The sequence below is a fragment of the Candidatus Roizmanbacteria bacterium genome, assembly GCA_016699265.1.
Taxonomy (GTDB): Bacteria; Patescibacteriota; Microgenomatia; order UBA1406; family GWC2-37-13; genus CAZLQR01.
Genome location: CP064967.1, coordinates 541,170 through 563,329, shown reverse-complemented (window position 1 = coordinate 563,329; position 22,160 = coordinate 541,170). Strand labels below are relative to the sequence as shown.

Annotated in this window: 26 protein-coding genes; 9 read left to right on the top strand and 17 right to left on the bottom strand. The window is 40.0% G+C overall.

Translation table 11 applies throughout. The features are described from left to right. Positions 1–8: 8 nt before the first annotated feature. The 16 genes from IPH70_03230 to ftsH form a co-directional block, all read right to left on the bottom strand. A complete protein-coding gene (locus IPH70_03230) occupies positions 9–647 on the bottom strand; it encodes a hypothetical protein (GenBank protein ID QQR63497.1) in 639 nt (212 codons plus the stop codon). A gap of 41 nt (positions 648–688) precedes the next feature. Then, positions 689–1,981 (bottom strand): fibronectin type III domain-containing protein, encoded by a 1,293-nt coding sequence (locus tag IPH70_03225; GenBank protein ID QQR63496.1) that lies wholly within the window; start codon positions 1,979–1,981, stop codon positions 689–691. After that, positions 1,978–2,166 (bottom strand): hypothetical protein, encoded by a 189-nt coding sequence (locus tag IPH70_03220; protein QQR63495.1) that lies wholly within the window; start codon positions 2,164–2,166, stop codon positions 1,978–1,980. Before IPH70_03220 ends, IPH70_03225 begins: the two co-directional genes overlap by 4 nt. A 7-nt stretch (positions 2,167–2,173) precedes the next feature. Beyond that, a complete protein-coding gene (pilO, locus tag IPH70_03215) occupies positions 2,174–2,752 on the bottom strand; it encodes a type 4a pilus biogenesis protein PilO (GenBank protein QQR64421.1) in 579 nt (192 codons plus the stop codon). Positions 2,753–2,771: 19 nt separating this feature from the next. Beyond that, positions 2,772–3,014: a PilN domain-containing protein gene (locus tag IPH70_03210; GenBank protein ID QQR64420.1), complete on the bottom strand. Its 243-nt coding sequence runs from the start codon at positions 3,012–3,014 to the stop codon at positions 2,772–2,774. Positions 3,015–3,036: 22 nt separating this feature from the next. Continuing rightward, positions 3,037–3,303, bottom strand: coding sequence for a hypothetical protein (locus IPH70_03205; GenBank protein QQR63494.1), 267 nt, complete (start codon positions 3,301–3,303; stop codon positions 3,037–3,039). Then, positions 3,300–3,551: a 30S ribosomal protein S20 gene (locus IPH70_03200; protein QQR63493.1), complete on the bottom strand. Its 252-nt coding sequence runs from the start codon at positions 3,549–3,551 to the stop codon at positions 3,300–3,302. The genes IPH70_03205 and IPH70_03200 overlap by 4 nt, the downstream gene beginning before the upstream one ends. 65 nt (positions 3,552–3,616) lie before the next feature. Next, positions 3,617–4,108: a hypothetical protein gene (locus IPH70_03195; GenBank protein ID QQR63492.1), complete on the bottom strand. Its 492-nt coding sequence runs from the start codon at positions 4,106–4,108 to the stop codon at positions 3,617–3,619. A 12-nt stretch (positions 4,109–4,120) separates the two neighbouring features. Next, complete coding sequence (locus IPH70_03190) at positions 4,121–5,413, bottom strand: glycine--tRNA ligase (protein QQR63491.1); 1,293 nt, start codon at positions 5,411–5,413, stop codon at positions 4,121–4,123. A gap of 101 nt (positions 5,414–5,514) precedes the next feature. Further along, on the bottom strand, positions 5,515–6,039 hold the full coding sequence (gene recO / locus IPH70_03185) for a DNA repair protein RecO (protein QQR63490.1): 525 nt from the start codon (positions 6,037–6,039) through the stop codon (positions 5,515–5,517). 9 nt (positions 6,040–6,048) lie between these two features. Then, complete coding sequence (locus IPH70_03180) at positions 6,049–8,025, bottom strand: DUF4012 domain-containing protein (GenBank protein ID QQR63489.1); 1,977 nt, start codon at positions 8,023–8,025, stop codon at positions 6,049–6,051. Further along, complete coding sequence (locus IPH70_03175) at positions 7,959–8,621, bottom strand: sugar transferase (GenBank protein ID QQR63488.1); 663 nt, start codon at positions 8,619–8,621, stop codon at positions 7,959–7,961. The genes IPH70_03180 and IPH70_03175 overlap by 67 nt, the downstream gene beginning before the upstream one ends. Before the next feature lie 5 nt (positions 8,622–8,626). Then, positions 8,627–9,715 carry a mannose-1-phosphate guanylyltransferase gene (locus tag IPH70_03170; GenBank protein QQR63487.1) on the bottom strand — a complete coding sequence of 363 codons (1,089 nt, stop codon included), beginning with the start codon at positions 9,713–9,715 and terminating at the stop codon, positions 8,627–8,629. Beyond that, positions 9,621–10,769: a glycosyltransferase gene (locus IPH70_03165; GenBank protein ID QQR63486.1), complete on the bottom strand. Its 1,149-nt coding sequence runs from the start codon at positions 10,767–10,769 to the stop codon at positions 9,621–9,623. The genes IPH70_03170 and IPH70_03165 overlap by 95 nt, the downstream gene beginning before the upstream one ends. Before the next feature lie 57 nt (positions 10,770–10,826). Next, entirely contained in the window at positions 10,827–11,789 is a 963-nt protein-coding gene (locus IPH70_03160) for a hypothetical protein (protein ID QQR63485.1), read from the bottom strand. A 5-nt stretch (positions 11,790–11,794) separates the two neighbouring features. Next, entirely contained in the window at positions 11,795–13,660 is a 1,866-nt protein-coding gene (gene ftsH / locus IPH70_03155) for an ATP-dependent zinc metalloprotease FtsH (GenBank protein ID QQR63484.1), read from the bottom strand. 86 nt (positions 13,661–13,746) lie between these two features. Here ftsH and IPH70_03150 point away from each other — a divergent pair, with 86 nt between their 5' ends. From IPH70_03150 to IPH70_03120, 7 genes are all read left to right on the top strand, one after another. Next, positions 13,747–14,058: a Sua5/YciO/YrdC/YwlC family protein gene (locus IPH70_03150; protein QQR63483.1), complete on the top strand. Its 312-nt coding sequence runs from the start codon at positions 13,747–13,749 to the stop codon at positions 14,056–14,058. Then, positions 14,019–14,288 carry a Sua5/YciO/YrdC/YwlC family protein gene (locus tag IPH70_03145; protein QQR64419.1) on the top strand — a complete coding sequence of 90 codons (270 nt, stop codon included), beginning with the start codon at positions 14,019–14,021 and terminating at the stop codon, positions 14,286–14,288. The genes IPH70_03150 and IPH70_03145 overlap by 40 nt, the downstream gene beginning before the upstream one ends. A gap of 89 nt (positions 14,289–14,377) precedes the next feature. Continuing rightward, positions 14,378–14,707: a tRNA (adenosine(37)-N6)-threonylcarbamoyltransferase complex ATPase subunit type 1 TsaE gene (tsaE, locus tag IPH70_03140; protein QQR63482.1), complete on the top strand. Its 330-nt coding sequence runs from the start codon at positions 14,378–14,380 to the stop codon at positions 14,705–14,707. Positions 14,708–14,856: 149 nt separating this feature from the next. Beyond that, positions 14,857–15,900: a tRNA (adenosine(37)-N6)-threonylcarbamoyltransferase complex transferase subunit TsaD gene (tsaD, locus tag IPH70_03135; GenBank protein QQR63481.1), complete on the top strand. Its 1,044-nt coding sequence runs from the start codon at positions 14,857–14,859 to the stop codon at positions 15,898–15,900. A 131-nt stretch (positions 15,901–16,031) separates the two neighbouring features. Continuing rightward, complete coding sequence (gene sufC, locus IPH70_03130) at positions 16,032–16,733, top strand: Fe-S cluster assembly ATPase SufC (protein ID QQR63480.1); 702 nt, start codon at positions 16,032–16,034, stop codon at positions 16,731–16,733. Positions 16,734–16,799: 66 nt separating this feature from the next. Beyond that, a complete protein-coding gene (sufB, locus tag IPH70_03125; GenBank protein ID QQR63479.1) occupies positions 16,800–18,197 on the top strand; it encodes a Fe-S cluster assembly protein SufB in 1,398 nt (465 codons plus the stop codon). 78 nt (positions 18,198–18,275) lie between these two features. Continuing rightward, positions 18,276–18,734: a SufD family Fe-S cluster assembly protein gene (locus tag IPH70_03120; protein QQR63478.1), complete on the top strand. Its 459-nt coding sequence runs from the start codon at positions 18,276–18,278 to the stop codon at positions 18,732–18,734. Between the two features lie 35 nt (positions 18,735–18,769). Here the strand turns inward: IPH70_03120 and IPH70_03115 are convergent, their stop codons facing one another. Beyond that, entirely contained in the window at positions 18,770–19,792 is a 1,023-nt protein-coding gene (locus IPH70_03115; GenBank protein QQR63477.1) for a hypothetical protein, read from the bottom strand. A gap of 103 nt (positions 19,793–19,895) precedes the next feature. Between IPH70_03115 and sufS the strand changes: the two genes are divergently transcribed. Beyond that, complete coding sequence (sufS, locus tag IPH70_03110) at positions 19,896–21,137, top strand: SufS family cysteine desulfurase (GenBank protein QQR63476.1); 1,242 nt, start codon at positions 19,896–19,898, stop codon at positions 21,135–21,137. Positions 21,138–21,257: 120 nt separating this feature from the next. Further along, positions 21,258–22,157 carry a hypothetical protein gene (locus IPH70_03105; protein ID QQR63475.1) on the top strand — a complete coding sequence of 300 codons (900 nt, stop codon included), beginning with the start codon at positions 21,258–21,260 and terminating at the stop codon, positions 22,155–22,157. The last annotated feature ends 3 nt before the right edge of the window (positions 22,158–22,160 follow it).

Here is a 22,160-nt window from a genome sequence, read left to right as displayed (position 1 = left end):
TCGACAATTTATTCTGGCCAACCACTAACCATATCATGCAACTGGCCTTGTATTCTCAATCTCGCACTGTCTGATGCGATTACATACTTTATATAGTACAGGTTAAGTTCCTTGTTAAACAACAGCGTTTCTTGATTGGTTGCCCAGTCTATGGCGTTAACCCTGATACGAGCTTTATCAATATTCGAGCCTCCAGAATTCTTCAGGGTAATAAATACTAGCTTATTCTTATATTCATTTAATTGAGATCTCGGGATATCGCGCCAATCAGGTGAATATATGCCAATTCCCTCATCCAGAATTGTAGGTTTTTCATCTTTGAGTCTGGCTGGCGTACTTGTTGTACTTGGTACATAGAATAAAACAAGTCCTCCAAGGAGTATCAGAATTAAGGTGGAGATTAGTAAAGGCAAAAGACGATTTTTTTTGTGTGGATTTAGGGTGTGGGCTTTCTTGACAGGAGCGACGACTGTCGTGAATGTATTTGAGGCAATATTATTTGGATTAAACTGCGGTACAGTCGGCTTTTCAAATTTACGGTTTTCCTTTAGATACATGACGAACTCATAAACGACAAATCCAAGCACTAGTACAAAGAAAAACAATGCCACTTTATTAACTGAAGTAATAACTGAAAGTGGATCCATATAAATTAGTATAGAGTATCTCGTATTCAGTATCTAGCGTTCTAGAAAACAAGGAATAGACCAAGTCCAAGTAAGATCAATGCGGCGCTTGAATACATCATGTAGGTTATATTGCCTCCAGTTGATGGTAAAGTCGGAGTGATATCTGTAGGCGCAATAGTTATGGTTGCCGTTGGAGTAAATGTAGGAGTAGCAGTTAATTGAGCACTTTCCGTTGCCTCTCCTAGCACTTGCTCACCACTTTTAGTTATAGTAAACTGCCTTGCTATAGTTGATGATCCGTTTTTGGCTATAAGATTGTACGAACCTGCTGATAGGGATTTAGAAAGTGCAATTTTCCATACTCCTTGTGAATCAGTTAAGGTACTTTTTGAGACCGTTACTGGAGTTCCTCTGAGTACCTGAATAGTTACTGAGACCGTGGTAAGAGGGGATGCAAATCCCTTTATTAGAGGATTTCCTACTGGAATAATTGCATCTTGTATAGGGTAACTAAGTTTCAGGATATCTTTAATCGTTGGCTCTGTTTTTGAAGAGGAGTTTGCAGCCTCTGTTGAAGATCCTAACACCAGCTTATCCTCAGGAAGTGAGTAGTTAAGACCCATTTTTATTGGATCGGACACGGGTGATATGAGCTGAATCGGAGCTTTTATATTTGTAGTGTTACCTTTTTCGTCAAAGAACTCGATCGTTACTTGATCGGTGAGTGAAGGAGCTGATAAAGTTAGGTTCCCGGCTCTTAAAAGACCATTGAGTGGCAATAGCCATTCGCCGGAGCCTTTTGAGATAGTTGTAAGAGCGATACTTCCTTTGCTTCTGAGTATGACAAGCGTGTTCCTTTCTGGTGCTCCGGTTGAAGAAACGACTGTTCCATACGCTGGTTTTAGAGAGTTAATCCTATTGTCTAGAGCAGCGGTTTGTAAACTGAAAATCGTTTTGTTATTAATGCTAAGCAATTCTTTTTCGTTAGTAAGACTAAAATAGTATTGAGTATTTGGTTTAAGATTATTTAGAAGTACACTGTGATTAAAGTACTTAGATTTTCTTGTTGCGGTGTCTCTTTCATCTGTGACGACGGTGGATAGTTTTTGTTTCGAGTCTCCAAATGCCACGAGACCAATCTCTTTCTCCGCAGTTCTCCAGACTACGTTTGCTCTCGTAGCGCTTATGTTTGATGCGTCGAGTGTAATCACGTTACTTTTTATCGCTTGAGAACTTTGAGGACTGCCGAGGAAAAAATTTGAGACAAGAAATGAAGTCCCCGCTATTATTGCAACCGCAATGAAAGAAGGAATCTTAAATCCACTTTTTTGATATAGGTCGGAATATGTCATCTTTGTTTTCTGTTCTCTATGAGCTGGAGTACATTTGGATCAATTTTGTATTGTAGTAGTACAGGATCTGCAATAGCTGCTTGAATAGTTTTCTGACTTGCAGAATGATATAAGTCTGCAACGAGCCATGCTAAGATCGTCATAAAAACGCATATCGAAATATAAAGTAATTCTTTTCGTTTCATAATTTTACTATAAATAATAACCCTCAATCTCAGCCTTAATATTTAGCGTGGCGCTTCCGGACGCTACGTCTTCACGTCCTATATTTATTGTTTTAAATTTCTTTAATCTACGCTGTAGTAGTAAATCCTTTTCAAACTTAATAAAGTCGTCAAATGTTGATCCCAGTTCTACATTCACAACCATAGATCTGAACAGGTTTTTTTCTGTTTCGACAAGATTTATTCTGTGTATATCTATTTTACGAATTGAAATATTATTCTTTTTTGCGCTTTCTTGAATGTCGCTCATCATAATATTCATGTATGGTTGAGCGGGAAGTGCTTCATCTATAAGATAGAGTTTATCCCTCACTAGCTGTAGCGCATTTTGGATTTGTACAATTTGACCAATAAGCAGTTCATATTTTCCATCAAGAGTTTTAAGGTCAGCCTCCTGTTTATTGAGTGAAATTGCAGTACTGAGCGCTGGTCTTATTGCAAAAATACGAAGATCGAAAATATTATAAAGAACATAGTGGTAAAGGTGTAGTCCTGAGTTTTTGAGCCCTTCAAAGAAACGATGATGTGTTTGAGTGACGGGAGTGATCTGGTAGGTGTTTCTGTTTTCATATTACGATTTTTTGGTACGAATTGAGAACTAGATCGAATAGATATCCCTGTTCAACTCGTTTAATGTTAGAAAGAATTACCGACTTAAAGCGCCGATCTGTCTGAAGTCGAGCGTAGAAAAGCTGCAGTTGTCTTGAGTCAGAGGAAGTTCCCCTAAGTGAGTATGTGTTGTCGTCAATGTTTAAGGTGGTGAGATTGACCGCCTCAGGAATACTGACAAGATATAATTTACAGCAGATATTTGCCTTTCTTGCTCTGACGTCACCTTTTTATAGCTATACTTTGATTATTAACCTTCTCAGCCTCGTCTAAAAGAGGTTTTACAGCCTGAACAATTTCTTTTTTTTGATCAAGAGAGTCCTTAAGATCGATAATGTTTTGATCAATTCTAAACCTATAAAACAACACTCCGATCACGATGATCTGAGTGAAAACGAGTATATACCTCAAATAGTTTAAAAAGAAATAGAGAGTCTTATCAATTAGACTCATTTCTTGCTTGCTCAGGAGGTTTATTTTATATGTCATTTGGACGACTTAATTTTTGGTTTTAACAGCTTAGTAACCTGAGATTTGAGTCTGGCCGCTTTGTTTGCATGGATAACGCCTTTTTTTGCAGCTTTATCAATGGCAGAATGAACTTTTTTCATATCCTTTAATGCACCTTTCTTAACCTTTGATAGCAAAGAAAGATAGGTGGCCTCTATTTTTTTGTTCGAAGCTTTTCGAACCTTGTCTTGTTTAAGTTTTTTAATTGCGGATTTAATTATTGGCATGATGGAACACCTCCTCCCTTACTTAGTAATTTATATTTCTAAGTTCTTAGCTTTTTTAACGATTTTTAAAGCGAATACTCTTTTTCAAAGCTTCTTTCTCCATAAGAGCCACTAAATATAATAGATAATTTGATCTTCCCAACGACAGTATGGTAGCGACATACTCCTGAAGAACATGTGCCAAGAGTGATTCCTTCCTTTATGCAAGATTTTTGTCCTGACTTAAAGTCGCAACCAGCAAGAACCCCGTCCGGAATTATATCACTGTCGGTCTCATCTTCTGGTCGCTTTTCACGGTTGTAAGTGAGTTCCATCTCGGCCTTTTTTGTGCCGTCAGGGGCATTCTTAACCTCAATGAGAACCTCGCCCTTCTTTACTGCGTTTTTCAAATTAACAACAACAGACGAGTCAACGGGCGCAACAGTTGGTTCATTCTCGAGTACCGATTCGGTACCTAGATCTTTATTCTTGTTATTGTTGTTTACCACGAACCAAGTCCCAAAGACAAACACGACGGCTATTATAGATCCAATTAACACTTTTTTCTGTTTATCCATAAATATACTTTTTTAGAGAACTTCTAATAAAAAGGCGTTTAGTTCAGAAATTGGAACTCTCTTTTGTTCCATACTGTCTCGTTCGCGCACAGTTACTTTGTCATCCTCTAGAGTCGCAAAGTCTACAGTTATACAGTATGGTGTCCCGATCTCATCCTGAGCAGCATACCGCTTTCCTATATTACCACGATCATCCCATGAGATCATAACGCTCTTTCTTAGATTATGATAAATTTCTTTAGCTTTATCAACAAGAACGGGCTTATTTGCAAGGAGTGGAAAAACTGCAGCCTTGTAGGGCGCTAGTTTCGGGCTTAGTTGAAGCCATTCTCTTTTTTCATCTTTGCGGTATGCGTCAAGAAGGATGAAAAGGAGTGGTCGTTCAAGACCTGATGAGGTCTCAATATCCCATGGAAGATATTCTTCTCCAGTATTTGGATCGTGGTAGGTGAGACTTTTACCGCTATACTCTTGATGTCGAGATAGGTCCCAATCTCCTCGATGATGAATCCCCATCATCTCCTGCCATCCCCAGGGAGCTTGATACTCAATATCTGTTGCAAACTTGGCATAATGAGCTTTCTCATCATCTTCGTGATCACGAAACCTCAGGTTTTCCTTCTTCATTCCTAGATCGAGGAACCACTGCATTCTATTTTTCTTCCAGTACTCAAACCATTTTTTACCTTCCTCTTCATCTGGTTTAATGGAGAACTGTACCTCGAGTGGTTCAAACTCTCTAGATCTAAAGATGAAGTTTCCCGGTGTGATTTCATTTCGGAATGCTTTTCCAATCTGAGCAATTCCAAATGGAATCTGTACTCTCGTTGAGTTAAGGACATTTTTAAAGTTAACATGAACTCCGTTCGTTATTTCACCACGTAGATATATTTCAGATTGTTTGCCTTCGATGATTCCAAGAAAGGCCTTTACTAGAAGGTTGAACTTTTGTGGTTCTGTCCACTCAACCGTTTTATCTTTATGTGTAGCCTCATGCTCCTTAATTTCCTCAGGCTTATCAGGTCGGAATCGTTGATGACATATTTTACACTCAATTAATGGGTCTACAAATCCGGTTGTATGGCCAGACGCCTCCCATGCTTTAGGATTCATCATTATTGCGGCGTCCAATCCAACCACGTCATCTCTTAACTGAACTGCATCCTTCCACCAAAGATCTTTGTAGTTTTTCTTGAGAAGTGACCCAATAGGACCCCAGTCCCATGTGCCAGCTAGTCCACCATAGATTTCGGATCCAGGAAAGATAATTCCTCGTCTTTTACACAGTGCTACAAGTTCGTCCATATTATCTGTCTGTAAAGTCTGCCTGTCGGTCTGTCTATAAAGTCAAAAGTCTATAATGTCAGACTTTATGGACTTTACGGACTTTCGACACGATATGTATATTATATCGTATTCAGGGGGAGTTTTTGGTGGGTAAGATCAGTAAAGAGCTCCTTGATGTCCTCTAAAGAAATTTTTTCTGAGGTGTATCCTAACGCGCTAAGTACACTATTCGCACTTTCTGTGAACATAGCTTGTTCTTCTTTCTTCTGAGCAAGATCGATCAGGTGTTTTTGAACGATGTTGTAGATGTGTTGATCCTTTTCCATCTCAGGCAAGAGACGATCGATCATGAAGAGAAACGCATATAGCCAGCCTAGCTTTTCCGAAGATTGTTTTATCTGAGAGAATGCCGAAATAAGCGTTGTTTCCTGTAGATAATAAGTTTCATTTGAGCGTCTGAGAACCGCTGAGATTAGGTTTCCGGTCTGAAGATGTGGTCTGCGCCTACTGGATGTCTTTTTTACTCCCTTGCCGAAAATTCGCAGCTTTCCCTTTTCTTCGGTAAGTACGATATAAATTACGTCATTACTTGGAAGAATCTTACTGCTTAAAACAATGCCGTTTGTTTTGAGTAGGATCGGCATGGAGCGTGATTAAAAACTCTTCGTGTACTGTTTGTCAGTATCGAATAGTCCATCGTACATTTTCTGTCCAGCAACGGTAATTGATACATCCTGTTTATCCTCAACTCCAGGTTGCTTTTGTACCATCAAGGAGTAGTCTTTTGCCTTGATCGAGTTTGGAAGAGTATACGTAACGGTAACCTGTGCTCGACCTTCTGGACTCACCGTCATAAATCCCTCGAACACCGTCTTACCAAGCGAGTCATAGGTCTTTACGGTTTTCTGGGACCCTTTGAACGAGACTAATTTAGAACCTTTTGGCACGTAGACACGGAGCCAGTTTCTTAGTACGGCATTGAGACAAAGCCCTCCTCTTTCAAGATTACAGTCGGAGTGAGCGTAAGGATTTTTGTATGTAATAACAACCTCGCGCTGTATTTCACCGGAAGAAGCTTTTGTCGTTTTGGATTCAATAGTCTCACTCACGTAAAGATTTGATTTTGCGCCCGCAAAGTTAACATTGTTTATGTGGAGATAGTCTCCGTCTGTGGTCTTAATTCTTCCTGCAAAATTGATCTGTTCGGCTGCCATCTGTAGATTTTTATCCTTAAAGTAAAGTAGGATGTGCTTCTGTTCGAGATTTCCAAACATTGTCTGAGCAAGAGTTCCCCAGTACTTGGAAGGTGAGAACCCAATCGCTTTATTAAAGAGGGCAAACATGAGATCTCCTAAGATTCCTTTACGATCGGTCTTTATGTAGTTTACCGGTCTGTCCACAATATCAAACAGAGTGTAGATTACTTGAGGACAATCGCATCTTGAATCTTTGTTAGCTGAGAATGTAACTCCACTTACTTCGGTATCTCCAAATATAGTAAGCATGTCTACTAGAACCTTGGCATCTAGCATGATAACTCCGTCGTAGTTTTGTTGGTTCCCACTTCTACTATAGAGTGACTCAAAGATCTTGATTGACGTTGGAAGGTCAGGAGACAGATTACTATCTCTTATATAGAAGTTATTTACTCCTTTATGATAGGTTAGAATCTCTTTTGGAGCCACTGGATGTGAAGAAATCGATTCGTCGAGTGAATAAATATCGGATGACTTTTCAATTTCCATCTTTCCATTTTTTATTCTGAAGTATGCGTATGAAGTTAAGAATCCACCCGTTGCGCGTCTTTCGTAGTTATTTTGGAATAGTATGAGATATGTTTTTTCCTTATCCTTACCGAGAATTTTAGGAAGTTGTTTAAGTAGTGGTTTTGCATCGACAAAAAGTGACGAAACCCCATGGAACTGTTCCTTAACCGATATAACGGACGCTCTAACTTTCATATTACCGAATGAGTCTGGGTATCTGTTTGGGTCGATTTTTTCTATTCGAGTCTCTGCCTGCTTAATGTTTTCTGAGATCTTGTCAATGTTTCCAAGAACTTTATCTAGTGTGAGAACCGCTGTCTGTAGACGATCCTCTGCAGACTTTTCTGAGAAGGAAGATCCTCCCTTCTTAAATCCTATGAGATCTGCGTAAGGAGCAATTGATTTTATCCCGTCTTTACCAGCGGCGATCGAGAAATGTCCAGCCTCAACTGCATTTTTGAAGTCGGAGACATAGGGAATAAATGATAGCCAGTAAATACCTTTTGCATCGTTTTCAAAGGAGTCGTAGGTCTTTGAAAAGTCGGCCATTTTAGCCTCTACTTGATCCATGTCGTTGAGAGAAAAAACATATTTAAGTGCTTTTGCCGACTCAGTAACGGGCTTAATGTGAGAACGAATTTTAATAACCGGAACTATAATAAAGAAAACAACCACAAAAACTGCAATTCCAATTGCAAACAGTTTTTGTTTTAATCTTTTTTTTCTACGTCCCATATCGTCTCCTTTAAGTGTTTGTCGTAGAGGTTGCCCTCCAGCTTGCAAGGGTTGAATTTTGGCTAAACCGCTCCTCTGCCTGTAATCATTATCCATGGTGTTTTGAGAATTATTTTTAGATCGTTCCATAATGATAAATTATCGACGTACGATGCATCAAGAGCAATTCGTTTGTCAAAGTTAATTTCTGATCTTCCTGAAACCTGCCAGAGTCCAGTAATTCCTGGATTTAGCGATAGCACTCTTTTTACAAGAGCCCGAGTATGAGGATATTTCTTTTGTTGGTCCTCTAACTCATCTTTATAGTACGCTCTTGGTCCTACTATACTCATCTGTCCTTTAAGAACGTTTAGTAGTTGTGGGATCTCATCAATCGAGTGCTTACGGATAATTGTACCAAATTTTGTGACACGGGGATCGTTTAAAAGTTTATAACTCCCTTTTTTGTATTCAGAGAAGAGTTCTGCGAACTTAGGATCTGTTCTTAAGATGACATGTGCGTTGTTAATCATCGATCTGAATTTGTACATGGTGAAGCGCTTCGTATTTCGTCCGATTCTCTCGGGTACATCTGCAAATAGTGGACCCGGTGAAGTGAGCTTGATTATGACCGCTGTCACTGCGCAAATAGGTGAGAATAAGATAAGAAGAGTGATAGATAGAAAAATATCAATTAACCGTTTTAGGTAAGCTCTATAGAGAGGTCCTTGTAAGTACTTTTGCATATGTATTACGTCAAGTCCTCGTGTTCAGTTCCTTTAAAACTTTCTACTAGAGATTTCACCTTAGCAACCGAAGTTTTTTTGGTTACCAATAGCGCATCCTTTGTATTGATTACCAATAGCTCGTCTAAATCGATACCAACAACCAGTTTTTGGTCCTCGTAATTGTATACAAGGGAATCATTTGAATCTTGAAGTAGCACGTTTCCAAGTGTAACAGTGTCTTGTCGATCTTTTTCAAGAGCTTCTTTTAATGCCTCCCAGGCTCCTACATCGCTCCAGCCAATATCCTCCACTGCGACGACGGCATCTTCTGCAGATAATTTTTCTAAAACCGCATTATCAAAATTTACTTCAGGAAACTGGGAATACTCAGTGTTTAATACCGAATCATAGTCGTCCATTTGGAAGTGTGAGAGTATCGTAGAAAGTCTTGTTGAAATCTCAGGAGTGAAGGTTGCGAACTTCTGCATTAGATTTGCCGGGGTTGTGACGAAGTATCCAAGATTCCAACAGTGCCTTCCGCTGGTAAAGTACTCTTGAGCTAATTCTGGCTTCGGACGATACTTGAATCCTGTGAAACTGTGAAACTCAATATCATTTTTGGTATGCGAAGCATCTCCATACTGGATCCACCCAAGGTTTTCGGAGGCGAACCTCGGTTTTTGCCCAATAAAAACAATTTTATTTGGTGATTCGGCTATGAATTGCTCGGCAGCAACAAGTATTTGTTTGAATTTAACTTGATGTTTTACGATATGATCACTCCATAGAATAACGATAGGCTCATTTTCATCAGCCATCTTAGATACATAGGCCACTGCATATGCAACAGCTGGTCCCACATCTTTTTTACAGGGTTCAAGTATTATGTTTTCAGTAGGGACATCGGGCAACTGAAGGTGAACAACCTCTTTATATGCGGTGCCGGTCGAGATAAAGATGTCAGAAGGTTTAAACTCCGGAGTTAGTCTGTCAACAGTTAATTGTAGGGTAGATCGGTCACCTATGATTTTTTCGAACTGCTTCGGTGATTTTTTTCTTGAAAGTGGCCACAGTCTTGTGCCAACTCCTCCCGCGAAGATAATCGCTTTCATGTCGATCATTGTACGGTATGCTTTTTGATCTTTCAATGGCGTTTGAAAGTGATTTTATGCTTTGTTTATCAAATAAAATTCCTGATTTTCCATTGATAATCGTTTCCGCAGCTCCAGAATTTTTAAATGAGATTACCGGACAACCAAAAAACTGTGCCTCAAGTGAGGTATACCCAAAGTCTTCTTCCTGAGGCATGGTCAGTGCTCTTGCGTAAGTATATAAATATGCGACATCAGCGTCCGTCACGTTTTTAAGAAAAAGAATATTGTTCATTTTATTCTTCTTAACGAACTGTTTTAGTTTATTTTCTTGAGTGCCGGAACCTACGACAATGAGTGGCTGCTTCAATTGTTTAAATAATTGAAGCACGAGATCGATTTTTTTGTAGGTTTCAAGTCTGCTGACAACGAGGTAGTATTCGTTTTTTGGAATGAAGTAGAAACCAGGTCTAAATTTTTTTGTTGAGATCTGTTTTTTTATCTGAGACCAGTAAGCAGTATCAAATGGAGGATAGAGAACTTCTGAATCACGTCGATAGTATTTTTTTACCCGATGTCTCACTCGATCGGAAATCGAAAATAAAACATCGGGTTTCTGCGCTATTTTAAAATCACACCATTTCAAAATATTTAAACACTGTTCGAATAAGTATTTAATCGAATTGTTTAGGTAGTCGTTTTGATGGGACCAGAGGTAACGAGGAGGGGTGAGAATGATTGATATATGTTTTTGATTGGGAGTAGTTTTGACTCCTTTTGCAAAAGCGGATGAGACGCTGATTATCATGTCATATCGGGAGAGGTCGAAGGACAGAAATGCGAATGGGAAAAACAATAAGGAAAGAACCCGACTTTTTTTAACAAAGTCAGGAAGATTCTGCATAAACGAGGTCTTTATTTTTATGCTCCTCGCCCAAGGCGCTGTCTTCGGGTTATAAAACGAAGTGTAGAGTGGAGCAGCGGGGTAAATTCTGTGAAGTTCGAGGAGTAGCCGTTCAACGCCACCCCATTTATCAACCCAATCGTAGACAAGTGCAATCTTTTGTTTTTTCATCGGCACTATTGTACATCACTTTTTCGTTTAGATTGCTAGAGTAGGAGAACTGAGAGATTAGAACATACCGATCTGATCTTTGGGATCTTCCACTTTAATCCGCTTAGGTTTTGAGGTTTCCTTGCCAACCTTAGCTCCGGCCTTGCCGCGAGCGAAGGAGGGATCCTTAAATAAGCGAGCGATGAGGGATTTCATCTCATACTTCTCAAGTTCGTCTTTGAAGGATTTGGCGAATCCGTCAAATTTTGCTTTATCGAAATTGAACTCAATGTCTGCGTCCTGAACAATAACTGCAAGTTTCTTGGAAAGAATAATGTTCTCACGATTCGATTCAATAAGATCCTTCTGTCGGCCGTCTGGGAGTTGGTTGACATGCTCGAGTAGATTTTCTACGGTGTGGAATTTTTCCAGAAGTGTAATGGCAGATTTGGGACCGATACCTTTTGCGCCGGGATAATTGTCCGATGGGTCTCCAACCAAAGCCTTGTAATCAGGAATCATAGAAGGCATTACGCCAAGTTTCTTCATTACCGCGTCTTCGTCATATAACGTTATTTCTGTGAGTCCGAATTTCGGAGAGATTACGAAGACATGATGATTTACGAGCTGCATGATATCTTTGTCTCCGGTAAGAATGAGTGTTCTCATCTTTTTATCCTTTGCTTTTTGCGCAATTGTTCCTATCACATCATCCGCCTCAAGTCCATCCTGTTCCTCTCGAAATATACCAGCTTTGTCTATAAGATTTTGAAGAAGAGGAATCTGTTGTTTAAAGTCATCAGCCATCTCTGGACGTTGTGCTTGATATTCCTTAAGAAGTTTTTGTCGAAAGGTTTTTTTAGGTGTATCGAAACAGATAGCAACATGAGTTGGTTTGAAGAGCTCAAGTGCCTTTCCTAGCATTCCAAAAAATCCGTATATAACCTGTGTTGGAACTCCAGTCTTTGTCTTGAAAGGGGGGAGCGCATGAAATGCTCTATGCATGATGGCATTGCCATCGATTATAAGGAGGGTATCCATACAATTTAAGAATTTACAATATTTTGTTTCTTTTTCCCAACCAATTGCTCAAACTCATCCTGATCGAGACTTTCCTTTGCAAGCAATTCTTTTGCAACTTTATCGAGTTCTTTTTTATGCACCTTGATAATCTCAGTTGCTTTTTTATACCCTTCAGCGAGAATTGTCTTTACCTCTTTATCTATCAGTGACATTGTCTCTTGAGAAAGAGGATTCTCCTGCCATGTTGCCTTCCCCATCTCGGTAACGTCATATGACGGTCCAAGATTAATCGGTCCTAAGGTGCTCATGCCATATTCCATCACCATTGCTTTGGCTACAGACGTTGCTTGATCGAAGTCGTTCGCAGCGCCAGTTGTAACCTCTTTAAAAATTAGGTCTTCAGCAGCTCTTCCACCCATCATAACCGCGATTCTTTGGAGGAGATGATTCTTCGTCTCATGTAGCTTATCCTTTTCGGGAGGAATAAGAGTGTATCCAAGCGCCATTCCACGGGAAACGATCGAAATTCTATGAACAGGATCGGTATGCGTTTGGTAGTGAGAAACTAATGCGTGTCCAGCCTCATGATATGCTGTGAGTTTTTTGTCATAATCTGACTGGAGTCGTTTTTTTTCAGGGCCAAGTTTGACCTTTGTAGCTGCCTCCTCTAGCGCGTTCATGGTAATAGATTCCTTCGACTGCCTCGCAACATCGATTGCTGCTTCGTTAAGCATGCTTTCAATATCGGCGCCAGAAAATCCAACCGTGCGTTTTGCTATTTTTGCCCAGTCGACCGCGCTTTCCACAGGTTTGTTTTTTGAGTGAATAGCGAGGATCATTTTTCTTCCTTCAAGATCCGGATAGTCCACAAGTATTCTTCTGTCAAATCGTCCCGCACGAAGCAGTGCAGAGTCAAGAAGATCGCCACGGTTTGTAGCTGCAATAACAACGACCTGTTCATTCGGATTAAAACCATCCATCTCAACTAGAATTTGATTGAGCGTTTGTTCTCTTTCATCATGAGATGGCATGACTCCAGTTGCTCGAGCACGACCAATTGCTTCTATTTCATCAATAAAGATGATTGCTGGTGCGCTTTTTTTTGCTGTAGCAAATAGGTCTCGTACACGAGCCGCTCCAATACCAACTAACATCTCCATAAACTCAGAACCAGCAATCGAGAAGAATGGAACTCCTGCCTCACCCGCAACCGCCTTTGCAAGAAGCGTTTTTCCACAACCTGGCGGGCCAATGAGAATGACACCTTTAGGAGTACGCGCGCCAACTTTTTTATATTTATCAGGGTGACGTAGAAAATCGACAACCTCCTCTAGTTCCTTTTTGGCCTCGTCAACTCCAGCGACATCTTTAAATGTAATCTTTGAAATATCTTTGTTAAATTTTTTAGCTCGAGATTGACCAAAAGAAAAGACATTTTCTTGAGCGCCTTTTGCCTGTCGAAATAAAAAGATGAAAAAAGCAACCATCAAAATTGTTGGAATAAAATTACTCAAGAAAGACATCAAGCTACTGGAACCCTGCGTATCCTTAACCACAATTTGCAGATCATTAGGATTTACTCCGGAGTCCTTCAGAGTTGAGACGAAACTGTCGCTAGTTTCTTTATAGGTGATCGCTAGGTTTTTATTTTTGTAATAAATCAATACTTTATTATCTATAACCTCTACCTTCTGAACTTTTTTTTGTTTAATTTCTGAGATAACCGTTGTTAAGGATTTTTCTGGAAGAGCTTTATTAATTTCTCCTGATAGAGATTGGAAACTAAAGTAGAGAAACAAAAGTATAAAAAAAGATATGAAAAAAGTTCGAATATTTATATTTAATCGGAATTCTCGCACCTTTTTTTCAGGATTTTTTTTCGAAGGCATGGCTAATTCTAGCAGATTTTTTGGTAAAATAGAGCATTCCTAAGCATTCTATTTGAAACTTGAAGCGTAGAACAGAGAACTTATTTATGAACGACAAAATAATTGAAACATTGAATCGCGGTGGGCTTGTGGTCTATCCTACCGATACAGTCTACGGACTTTTATGCGATGCCTCGAACGGGGAAGCAGTGAAAAACTCATCAACTTTAAACAAAGACCAGCGGGTAAAACCGATTTCAATATTTGTATGCGATTTGGAAATGGCGAAGCAATACGTGAAGATCAATGTGGATACTGAGAAGAGACTGAGAACATTACTTCCTGGTCCATATACCATTGTTCTACCCTCAAAGCATAAATTACCTGCGGCGGAACTGGAGTCAGAAAGGGAACGTTAGGTATTCGCATTCCTGATAACAAGGAGATCATTGATTTGGTAAATACATTTGGAAAACCATTGACAGCTACCTCGGCAAACCTGGCTGGTCGACCTCCTCACTACTCAATCAAATCATTTAATAAACAAGTTGCTCACGGTCGTAAAAACCTTGTAGATCTCATTGTTGATGGGGAGATTTACCTCACAATAAACCGTCAACAGTCGTTGACTTCACAACTGGAGACTTAAAGGTCCTTCGCGATGGTGATCAAAAAGTTACAAGCTTTACGCTCCATGTTTCAAAAAGTGAAGTTGAAACCAAGAAATTTGCTCACAAGTTGTTACAAGAGGAGCTTAATAGAGATAGCAAGAAACCAATTATCTTCATATTGAAAGGCGATCTGGGTGCGGGTAAAACAATCTTCACAAAGGGCCTCGGAGAGGCGCTCGGCATTTCAAATATTATTTCTCCTACCTTTGTAGTGTATTACGAATACCCAATCCTATTGTTTCGAAACAATAGGATTTTTGTTCATGTAGATCTATACAACTTGTCGGACAAAGAAGAGTTTAAACATCTTGGTCTAGAGAAGTATCTTGTTCCTGGAAATATTATGTGTATCGAGTGGGAGAAAGCGGGGAGAGATTATAGAAGATCTGAAAGATAAGGCAACCTTAATATATGTATATATAAGACATAAGAGCGAAACAGAAAGAACTATATCTGTTAATTTTTAATTATTAATTTTGATTTTTGAATTATTGTTTTCAATTACGAATTTAATATAAATTACAAAATAAAAATTACTAAATACGCATGATCATTTTATCCATCGACACCAGCTGTGATGAGACCTCGGTAGCTGTTACTGAGGGACGTCGAGTATTGTCAAACGTGATTTATTCACAGGTTGTAATTCATAAGCAGTGGGGAGGCGTCGTTCCGTCACTCGCAAAAAGAGCGCACCAGGAACGAATAGATTTTGTCGTTAAGGAAGCTTTGGCAAATGCCAAGATGAGCATGGACGAAATTGATGCTATCGCGGTTACCCAAGGGCCCGGTCTGGCAGTCGCCCTCGAGGTTGGAATTTTAAAAGCCAAGGAGCTCGCAAAGCAATTCAGTAAAAAACTTGTTGCCGTTAACCATATGGAAGGTCATCTCTACTCTAGTTTTGTACAAAATAGTAAAGGAAATCCTAAACGAGAGTTTGTGTTTCCGATGCTAGGTTTTCTGGTCTCAGGTGCACACACGGAAATTATTTTATGGAAAGATCACCTGACGTATGAGGTATTAGGTGAGACGCTAGACGATGCTGCAGGAGAAGCACTCGACAAAGGCGCCCGATTGCTTCTTAACATTGGATATCCCGGTGGAGGAGTAATAGAGCGACTGTCCGCAGAGGTGAAAAATGAAGATAGATATAAATTCCCTAGACCTATGCAGAAGATCGATTCTCTCGACTATTCATTTTCAGGACTTAAAACCGCATTGTTTTACAAGGTTCAAAAAATGACCGAGAATGAGAAACTGCAGAACGTTAAATATCTTACAAGCTCCTTCCAAGAGGCTGTGTTCGATACTCTTCTTATGAAGTTGAAAAAGGCAATAATGCAAACAGGGTGCTCGAGAATTGCCTGTGGTGGTGGAGTGATAGCGAATCATTACTTACGAAAAAGGCTCCGATCGTGCCTGTATGACCTGCGAGGTCGTACTGGCCGAATGCTCTTTCCACCTTTTAAGTACCTAACAGGCGACAATGCCGCAATGATTGGAGTAGTTGCAGGGTTCAAAGCCGAAAAGAACATGTTTGTGGAAAATATTAACGATCTAGATCGAATTCCTCGTTTACGATTGTCATAGCCACCGTAGACCTCGTAGGTCTACGAGGTCTAGGTTGATAATACAGCTTCCAGCGGGTAGAATTGAATGAAATTGAGTGAGATCGGCATAACGCCGAATAAGCAATATTATTGCATTCACCAATTTAATAAATGCTACGACTTAAAAACCTATCTGTTTCGGTTGGTGAGAAAAAAATCATCAAAAACTTTTCCTTCGATTTTCAAAAGGGAAAGGTCTATGTGGTAATGGGTCCAAACGGATCAGGAAAGTCTACGCTCTCATATGCATTGATGGCTCATCCAACGTATGAACTAAATGGATTGATTTCGCTCAATGGCGAGAACATTACAGATTTAGATGCGCAGAAACGAGCAGAAAAAGGAATATTTCTATCATTTCAGAGTCCGCTGTCTTTATCCGGAGTTACAGTATTTCAATTATTACAGCTCGCACTGTCTGGAACGATTGATCCGGTTAAGTTGCGCAGAAAGGTTTTAAGCACTGCCAAGGAACTTCACCTTTCGGAGGAACTGCTTCGAAGATCGTTAAACGAGAATGCATCTGGTGGGGAGAAGAAAAAATTAGAGGTCCTACAAGCGACCATACTAGATAAGCAGGTGCAGATATTTGACGAGGTTGATACGGGAGTTGATGTCGATGCACTGAAAACTATAGGTACTTTTCTAAATAAAAATAAAAAAAATAAGACGTACATCATCATTACGCACTACAACAGAATTCTAAAATATGTAAAGCCAGACGAGGTTCTCGTGTTAAACAATGGAAAGCTCGTAAGAACAGGTGGAGCGTCATTAGCTAAACAAATCGAAAGGACCGGATATAAGTCATAAGGTCCTTAAAGTTCTTAAGGTCCGAAAGGTCAATAATGGGCTCGACTTTATAGACTTTGAAACATTATGGACACAAAGCTAGATTTCGACTACAAATATGGTTTCTCCAAACCGGAGAAGAACTTCTTCAAGGCTAAAAAAGGTCTTTCAAAGAGCGTTGTTCTTGGGATGACCACAATGAAAAAAGAACCGAAGTGGATGACCGAGTACCGTCTCAAGGCGCTTGAAATCTTCAATAAAAAGAAAATGCCGAACTGGGGAGGTGACCTATCGAAAATCGACTTCAAGGATTATTACTATTACATTCGCCCCACCAAAGATCGAGCCACCGCATGGGCAGACCTACCAAAGGAGATCAAGGACACCTATGATGCGATTGGTATTCCAGAAGCGGAAAAGAAATATTTATCTGGAGTCTCCGCACAGTATGAGTCTGAGGTGGTCTATGAGAGCGTGCATAAGGAACTCACCAAACTTGGCGTAATTTTTATGGACTGCGATAGTGCTCTTAAGAAATACCCAAAAATTTTTAAGGAATATTTTGGAACATTGATCCCATCACAGGACAATAAGTTTGCGGCACTAAACTCGGCAGTCTGGTCAGGTGGATCTTTCGTATATGTTCCAAAAGGAGTTAAGGTTACCCTTCCATTGCAGGCCTATTTCAGAATAAATGCAGAGAATATTGGACAGTTTGAGAGAACCTTAATTATTGCAGAGGAGGGAAGTTACGTCCATTATGTTGAGGGATGCACAGCCCCGATCTATAAGACCAATTCTGACTCTTTGCACTCAGCTGTCGTTGAGATCTTTGTAAAAAAGAATGCACGTGTACGTTACACAACCGTTCAGAACTGGAGTAATAACGTTTATAACTTAGTAACGAAACGTGCTAGAGTTGAGGAGAATGGGTTTATGGAATGGATCGACTGCAACATCGGATCCAAACTTACGATGAAGTATCCGTCTTGTTATCTAATGGGAGATGGCGCAAGAGGAGAGGTTTTGTCGATTGCGTTTGCTGGAAAAAATCAACATCAAGATGCTGGAGCAAAAATGTTTCATTTCGCACCAAATACGAAGTCGAGAATTGTGTCCAAGTCCATCTCAAAGGATGGGGGAAGAACATCGTATCGTGGACTCGTAATGGTGAGACCTGGCGCAAAAAATTCCTCAGTATATGTATCCTGCGATGCATTAATTCTTGATGAGAAGTCCCGATCCGACACCTATCCCTATATGAAGATTAAAGAAAGCGATGTTGAGGTTCAACACGAAGCGACCGTTGAGAAACTGGGAGAAGAAAAATTATTTTATCTCATGTCTAGGGGTCTTAGCAAAGGCGACGCGGAGGGACTTTTAGTAAACGGATTTATTGAGCCAATAACTCGCGAGATACCGTTCGAGTACACCGTAGAACTGAACAGGCTTATAAATATGGAAATGACGGGATCTGTAGGGTAATTTTTATTTTGTATTTTGTAATTTGTATTAAATTTCAATTTTAAAAATAAATTAAAATTAAAAATTAAGAATTAAAAAATGTCTGCTAATTTTATAGATCTAAACAAAACAAAAAAATCGGTGATTAAGTTGAGTAGGCCTGGCAAATACATTGCTTTTGTGGAAAATACATCGGGCAATTTTGTGTTTGAGATTAATGCAGAGAATGTAGATCTGGAGATATACGGACTATTCCATGGAAAGAAATCTGAGGAATTTAAAGTTCACACGGTTCAGCATCACAAGTCGTCTAACTCAAAATCAAACCTCCTCATTAGGGGAGTATTTGACGATGATTCGAAGTTTCATTACACCGGCTTGGTGAAGATCGATAAAAAGGCACAGAAGTCACATGCGTATCAGAAAAACCAAAACCTTATTTTGTCTGAAGGGGTCTTTGTCGAGTCCGAACCCTTCTTAGAGATCGAAGCAAACGATGTGTTCTGTACTCACGGGTCAACAACCGGAAAATTAATGAGGATCAGCTTTATTACATGACCTCACGGGGAGTAATAGAGAAGAAGCGAAGAAGCTTATCGTACAGGGGTTTCTTGAGTTTGTTCGTCAGCAGTCTCACCAAGAATAGGTGATAGTTTTTCTCGAGCTGCCCGCAAAGCATCAGCCGAAGTTAATGGATTAGTATCGGTGACTAGTGCTCCATACCAATGCTCGGCAGTACCGGAAAGAAATCGATCCACGATACGATCAGTCGGATCGATATCATATGTAGACTCAAGGTTGAGACTGTCCCCACTTATGGTACGTCCATCAACTCGACGAAAGAAATTCACGACCATAAATCTACTTTTTTCATTGGGATCACGTGTTTGGTCAGGAGTCATAACGTTACATTGAATTTCTACCATTGCGTCGCCAATCCAAAATATTCCTCGTTCTTTACCCGATGGCATTACAGGAATCGGACTTCCGAAATTTGCACCATATTTTTTATCAAAATTCGGATCTTTTTGTCTGAGTCCATCGATCAAATCTTGTTGAAGTCTGAAGGCTTCTTCACTAAGTTGTTCTGGAGTGAGATCTTCATCTTGTTTCTTTTCTCCTAAAAGAGGCGCAAGTTTTTGTCTGACAGTCTGGAGCGAAGGTCGATCAGCTGCGCGATGTATCACACTGTCTTGATTTGCGAAATATGAGGTTTCACCTTCAACATATCGCTTTACAGTTCTTGGATAATTATCGTCGGTTTCGTACCAAGTTTCTAACATAAAGGTTTCCACCATTGCTATGGCATCACCCTCGTAGTGTCTTAGAACAACCGTCATGTCTCTACTTACCCCATTTTGTCCAACTTTACCTCTTCCTTCAATATCGTGATTGATTTCTACTCTGAGAGTATTAGAGAGTGGAAATATGATCCGATGAATGTCGCTATTCTCATATGTAGGAGATATATAGCCAACGAATCTGTCGTGGAGAGCGGCTTGATATGCTGGATTTCGAGACAAAGCGCTGAATATATCTTGTTGTAAGTCATAAACCGCTTTACCCGCTTCTACAGGTGACATAGGTGCTTCTGGTTTTGACTGTTCTGCTGGCATGGAGGTATTATAGTATTATTAATTAGACTGTCAATATGCCTTTATTCTAAGTCTTATAGAATTTTGTGAATAGTTACTCTAATTAACTTCTGTATAATGAACCATGCTAGACGCTAACAAAGTTAGAAAAGACTTCCCAATTTTTAATAAGAATTCTGATTTAATCTATTTAGATTCAGGAGCCACCTCTCTTAAGCCTCAGTCCGTAATTGATGCAATGACAGAGTACTACTCCGAGTACTCTGCAAACATTAAGCGGGGAATCTACACGATCTCTGAACGAGCAACTGAAGAATACGAAAAGGCACGTGAAATGGTAGCGAAGTTTATTGGCGCAGAGACAAATGAGGTCGTGTTCACACGCAATGCGTCTGAGTCGCTCAATCTTCTCATGTACTCACTCGGAACCAATGTTGTCGGAAAAAATGATGAGGTTGTGGTGACCATGATGGAGCATCACTCAAACTTTGTTACCTGGCAACAACTATGCTTGAATACCGGTGCAACTTTCAAAATAATTGAGATTGGGGATGATTATCATCTTGATATTTTTAATAAATCGAATATTAATCTTAAGCAAGTTATCACAAAGAAAACGAAGATATTAGCTCTGACTCATGTTTCGAATGTTTTGGGAACGGTAAATCCCATTAAAAATATTGTTGCCGCTGCAAAGAAAATAAATCCAGAAATAATAGTTATTGTAGATGGAGCTCAGGCAGTTCCACACCTCAAGATTAACGTAAAAGAACTCGGTTGCGACTTCTACGTTTTCTCTGGACATAAGATGATGGGTCCAACCGGAGTTGGTGTTCTGTGGGGTAAACATGAACTCCTTGAAAAGATGGAACCGTTTATGTTTGGTGGAGATATGATTCGAGAGGTGAAGCTTGAGAGTACCACCTTTGCTGAGGTTCCTGAAAAGTTTGAGGCTGGTACTCCGGCGATTGCTGAGGTGATAGGTCTGTCGTCAGCCGTCAGATATCTGTCGTCAGTTGGGCTGCAAAATATTCATGAGCATGAACTCAGACTTGCAAAACTTTATAAAGAAGAGCTGGAAAAAGAGCTAGGAGATAAAATAACATTCTATGGTCCTAAAATTCCTGAGGCAGGAATTCTCGCCTTCACAATCGAAGGGCTTCATCCGCACGATATCGCCTCGATTCTCAATGACAGAAACATGGCTGTACGTGCAGGACATCACTGCGCAATGCAGCTACACACATCACTTGGACTAACCGGAACCACTCGCATTAGTTTGTATGCGTACAATACCGAGGAAGAAATTGAAAAAGTGGCAACTACATTACTTCATGCCTATAAGATGTTAGGATCTATTAGCTAGCATTTAGCAATTAATGCACTAAATACTTCATACCAAACAACAAATTCTTTTCAGTTAAAGTTATCCTCTTGTATTTAGTTTAAGAGTTAGCTACATTTAAAGGGTAGAGTATCTACAACGATGAGTACAAGTAATTTCACTCCAATATCAGGTAATAAATCTAAAAAAAGTAAGAGCTCTATTTTTAGGGTACTGAGCCTCATAACACTTTTTGTTACTTTAGTCGGTGTAGGTGTAGGTTACGTAATGGTCCAACAAGGATTCAATTTCCGACCAAAAGCTACTTCTGCAAGTCGTTATTTGGAAACCTATGGTTGGAACGGCTCGTGTTTTACTGCGCTGAGTACGATTAAATATGCCGCGCGGTATCAATGCCCAGGTAAAATCGAAAACTACGCAAGTGGATGTCAGGATAGTACAACTGGTGCTTGGCAGTACAATAGCGTACTAAACCCTCTAACAAGTAATGGACAGTCAAACGTATGTATACTCCCTGATGGAAGTAATGGACCTAAGGACGGTAATGGATGTTTCACTCAACAGCTCGATCTCCAGAATGGTGTTCCCGGCTCACCTCAAGGTTTTTACTCATTTGATAGCTGTCCACCCTCTAATCCAAAGCCACCTGCAGTTACAACCTGTGATGGGGGATTCTACTGTGATGGTAGACCAGTACTAAACTCTACAATTGGTCAAGTTGTTTGTGGTAACGGCGACTCTAACTGGACTGGATATAATTGGAAGTGTGGAACCGATGGAAAATGGTTCCCTTTACATACGCAGTGTAATATGTGCGTTGTCGTACCAACCGCTACACCATTTCCAACGCCCACCCCAGGTCCAAATTCAACTCCAACACCATCTCCTAGACCGACGATTACTCCAACACCAATATCACCCACTCCAACACCTAAACCACCTACGCCTACTCCTACAATTCCGGCGTGTATTCAGCCATCAAGCCCTGCAAATGTTCGTATAAATTGTCCTCTATGCAGTCAAGTAAGTCCGGCACAATAATCT

Excerpts from the sequence above, each read along its gene's own strand:
- IPH70_03225 (QQR63496.1), bottom strand. The coding sequence starts at position 1,981 with ATGACATATTCCGACCTATATCAAAAAAGTGGATTTAAGATTCCTTCT.
- IPH70_03105 (QQR63475.1), top strand. The coding sequence starts at position 21,258 with ATGAGTACAAGTAATTTCACTCCAATATCAGGTAATAAATCTAAAAAA.
- tsaD (QQR63481.1), top strand. The coding sequence starts at position 14,857 with ATGATCATTTTATCCATCGACACCAGCTGTGATGAGACCTCGGTAGCT.
- sufS (QQR63476.1), top strand. The coding sequence starts at position 19,896 with ATGCTAGACGCTAACAAAGTTAGAAAAGACTTCCCAATTTTTAATAAG.
- IPH70_03205 (QQR63494.1), bottom strand. The coding sequence starts at position 3,303 with ATGACATATAAAATAAACCTCCTGAGCAAGCAAGAAATGAGTCTAATT.
- sufC (QQR63480.1), top strand. The coding sequence starts at position 16,032 with ATGCTACGACTTAAAAACCTATCTGTTTCGGTTGGTGAGAAAAAAATC.
- IPH70_03190 (QQR63491.1), bottom strand. The coding sequence starts at position 5,413 with ATGGACGAACTTGTAGCACTGTGTAAAAGACGAGGAATTATCTTTCCT.
- IPH70_03115 (QQR63477.1), bottom strand. The coding sequence starts at position 19,792 with ATGCCAGCAGAACAGTCAAAACCAGAAGCACCTATGTCACCTGTAGAA.
- IPH70_03170 (QQR63487.1), bottom strand. The coding sequence starts at position 9,715 with ATGAAAGCGATTATCTTCGCGGGAGGAGTTGGCACAAGACTGTGGCCA.
- IPH70_03160 (QQR63485.1), bottom strand. The coding sequence starts at position 11,789 with ATGGATACCCTCCTTATAATCGATGGCAATGCCATCATGCATAGAGCA.
- sufB (QQR63479.1), top strand. The coding sequence starts at position 16,800 with ATGGACACAAAGCTAGATTTCGACTACAAATATGGTTTCTCCAAACCG.
- IPH70_03180 (QQR63489.1), bottom strand. The coding sequence starts at position 8,025 with ATGGAACGATCTAAAAATAATTCTCAAAACACCATGGATAATGATTAC.
- IPH70_03200 (QQR63493.1), bottom strand. The coding sequence starts at position 3,551 with ATGCCAATAATTAAATCCGCAATTAAAAAACTTAAACAAGACAAGGTT.
- recO (QQR63490.1), bottom strand. The coding sequence starts at position 6,039 with ATGCCGATCCTACTCAAAACAAACGGCATTGTTTTAAGCAGTAAGATT.
- IPH70_03175 (QQR63488.1), bottom strand. The coding sequence starts at position 8,621 with ATGCAAAAGTACTTACAAGGACCTCTCTATAGAGCTTACCTAAAACGG.
- IPH70_03195 (QQR63492.1), bottom strand. The coding sequence starts at position 4,108 with ATGGATAAACAGAAAAAAGTGTTAATTGGATCTATAATAGCCGTCGTG.
- IPH70_03120 (QQR63478.1), top strand. The coding sequence starts at position 18,276 with ATGTCTGCTAATTTTATAGATCTAAACAAAACAAAAAAATCGGTGATT.
- IPH70_03230 (QQR63497.1), bottom strand. The coding sequence starts at position 647 with ATGGATCCACTTTCAGTTATTACTTCAGTTAATAAAGTGGCATTGTTT.
- IPH70_03165 (QQR63486.1), bottom strand. The coding sequence starts at position 10,769 with ATGAAAAAACAAAAGATTGCACTTGTCTACGATTGGGTTGATAAATGG.
- ftsH (QQR63484.1), bottom strand. The coding sequence starts at position 13,660 with ATGCCTTCGAAAAAAAATCCTGAAAAAAAGGTGCGAGAATTCCGATTA.
- IPH70_03150 (QQR63483.1), top strand. The coding sequence starts at position 13,747 with ATGAACGACAAAATAATTGAAACATTGAATCGCGGTGGGCTTGTGGTC.
- IPH70_03220 (QQR63495.1), bottom strand. The coding sequence starts at position 2,166 with ATGAAACGAAAAGAATTACTTTATATTTCGATATGCGTTTTTATGACG.